General features: G+C 65.9%; 2 protein-coding genes, 1 tRNA gene and 2 pseudogenes. 4 read left to right on the forward strand and 1 reads right to left on the reverse strand.

Features of this window, described 5'->3' with window-relative positions; all coding sequences use genetic code 11:
* The 4 genes and pseudogenes from AOK16_RS22650 to AOK16_RS22665 form a co-directional block, all read left to right on the forward strand.
* A pseudogene (locus AOK16_RS22650) lies at positions 1-227 on the forward strand (metallophosphoesterase); the annotation flags it as partial.
* A gap of 191 nt (positions 228-418) precedes the next feature.
* A tRNA-Pro gene (locus tag AOK16_RS22655) sits at positions 419-492 on the forward strand.
* Between the two features lie 245 nt (positions 493-737).
* Positions 738-1418 carry a DUF488 family protein, N3 subclade gene (locus AOK16_RS22660; protein ID WP_055474008.1) on the forward strand — a complete coding sequence of 227 codons (681 nt, stop codon included), beginning with the start codon at positions 738-740 and terminating at the stop codon, positions 1416-1418.
* Between the two features lie 119 nt (positions 1419-1537).
* Positions 1538-2329: a hypothetical protein gene (locus tag AOK16_RS22665; RefSeq protein WP_055474009.1), complete on the forward strand. Its 792-nt coding sequence runs from the start codon at positions 1538-1540 to the stop codon at positions 2327-2329.
* An 18-nt stretch (positions 2330-2347) separates the two neighbouring features.
* Here AOK16_RS22665 and AOK16_RS27785 read toward each other — a convergent pair.
* Positions 2348-2548: pseudogene (locus tag AOK16_RS27785) on the reverse strand (hypothetical protein); the annotation flags it as partial.

A 2548-nucleotide genomic window follows, 5' to 3' on the forward strand; every position in this document is an offset into this window, starting at 1 on the left:
CCGGCCACACCCACGGCGGCCAGCTGTGCGTCCCCTTCTACGGGGCGCTGGTCACCAACTGCGACCTGGACACCGCGCGCGTGAAGGGCCTCTCCACACACACGGCGGAGGGGCACACCGCGTACCTCCACGTCTCGGCCGGCTGCGGCACCAACCGGTACACCCCGGTCCGCTTCGCGTGCCCGCCGGAGGCGACGCTGCTGACGCTGGTCCCGCCACGCCACTGACGCCCGCCCCCGCCATGCTGCCGACGCTCGCCCTTCCACGCTGCCGGTGCTCGCCCCGCGCGACGCCTGACGGCCTGGCCCGCGGGTGCCGCGGCGGCCTGCCTGCCACAGCGCCCGTTGTCGGAACTGCGGGCTCCCGACAACGGATTTCGTCTGCGGCGAAGGGTCGGCTACAGTAGTCCTCGTTGCTTCGGGGTGTAGCGCAGCTTGGCAGCGCGCTTCGTTCGGGACGAAGAGGTCGTGGGTTCAAATCCCGCCACCCCGACTGAAGAAACACCAGGTCAGGGGCCTGATCCACTAAGTGGATCAGGCCCCTGACGGGTTTCCGGATATCGTTTGGGAGAAATCCGGGAGAAGATCTTGGTCGGGGTCTCCCAGGGGGTGACTGGTGAGGCCATCTGAAGTCCGGCGGCTGAGGGCACTCGGACCTGCGCGTTCGCAAATCCAGCCCCCATAGTCGGCCGGGAACACCATGCCCGCCCACCTCAACCGCCATTAGGATCACGACACATGGCAAGCCATCACTCAGCGCGTCCCCACGACCGCGCCCGAGCACTCGGCCAACGCGTGCGAGCGTTGCGGGAGGACCGAGGATGGTCGCGGGAGCGGCTCGCCAAGGAAGCCGGCATCGCCGTAGGGACACTGACCCGTCTGGAGAGCGAGGGAGCGATCCAGCCACGTTTCTTCACCGTCGGCGCGGTCGCCGAGGCTCTTGAGGTCTCCCTGGATGAGCTCTTCCGGGAGACCAAGGTGACTCCCGGCCTCTGGTCCGCTGGGTACGAGGGACGGGACATCGACTCGTTCGTCGCCTCTCTCCTCGACAGCCGTATCGATGTCGTGGCGGACGTACGGCTCACGCCGATCAGTCGCAAGAAGGGCTTCAGCAAGACCCGCCTCGGGGAGGCACTTGCCGAGGCCGGCATCGAGTACACGCACCTACGTGGCCTGGGCAATCCCAAGGACAACCGGGAACCGTTCTGGGACGGCCGACTCGACGTGGGCCGGGCTCGCTTCCGCGGTGTGCTGCGGTCCGATGAGGCGCAGTCCGACCTCGATCGCCTTGCCGAGCAAGCTCGGCAGTCGCGTGTCGCCGTGCTGTGTTTCGAGAAGGACGAGAGCCGCTGCCACCGGCAGGTCGTCCTAGAGACGGTCCGCGAACGGGCCGTCGTACCCGTAACTCCCCTGGCCTGACTTCACCCTCGCCCCTGCACGCGCTCTTGCCGGTGGCGCATGCCTCTCCTCCAATCGGATACGGGAGAGCTGTGGAGGGGGCAACCATGGGATCGCGGAATCGGCAGCGCGCAACGATCATGATCACGGTCAAGACGTATCCGGAGCTGTCCAACAAGTACCGTGAGACCAGTTGTGTGGCTGGCATACGCCTGGACCAGGACGAGCCACAGCACGTACGGCTCTTCCCGGTGCCCTTCCGACTTCTGAGCGAGGAAGCCCAGTTCTCCAAATACTCGATCATCGAAGTTGACGTCGAGCCGCACCGTCCTGAGCGAGACTCACGCCCGGAGAGTCTCCGGCCCGACCTCGACACTTTGGAGATCGTAGGTGAGGTGCCGTCCGACGGCGGCTGGAAGAAGCGGTACCGGTATGTCGAGCCGCTGGTCGCCCCATCGCTCTGCGCCATCAAGCGCGATCAGGAGAGGCGAGGAACGTCCCTCGGCGTCTTCCGGCCCGCCGAGATCACCCGCTTCCGGCTGGAGCCCGCTGAACCCTGGTCCGTCTCCAAAGCCGCGCTGGCCGACCAACTCGATCTGTTCGAGCAGGAGCTGAACCCGCTGGAGTGGGTGCCCCTCGACCTCCGTTACAGCTTCCGCTGTGCCGACGACGACTGCTCGACCCACGACATGGGCCTGAAGGACTGGGAAGCCGGCCAGTCGTACCGCAAGTTTCTGCGCAAGTACGGCGAGCACGGGGTCCGTGATGCGCTGCACGAGCGCTGGTACAACCGGATGTGTGCCCCGAACCGGGCCGTCCACTTCTTTGTAGGTAACATCGCGGCCCATCCCAAGACGTTCATGCTGCTGGCCGTCTTCTACCCGGAGCGGAAGGTCGTCGAGTACGTGCAGGACAGCCTGTTCGGTGAGTGACACGCTTCTGCCGGATATTCAGGCGGACTTGCTGTGCTGCTGCGCGTCGCTCACTTCCGGTGCTCCCGGCTGCTTCGGAAACTGGGTAACCGTCTTCAACCGGGGCTCCCTGCCGAAGAACGCCCGATACTTCCCAACGGTGCCGATCTCCCTGACGATCTTCTTCGCCCAGGCGGACGTGTAGACATACGCGCTGAACGGGACTGTCAAACGAGTGGT

The organism is Streptomyces pathocidini, from assembly GCF_001418495.1.
Classification (GTDB): Bacteria; Actinomycetota; Actinomycetes; order Streptomycetales; family Streptomycetaceae; genus Streptomyces; species Streptomyces pathocidini.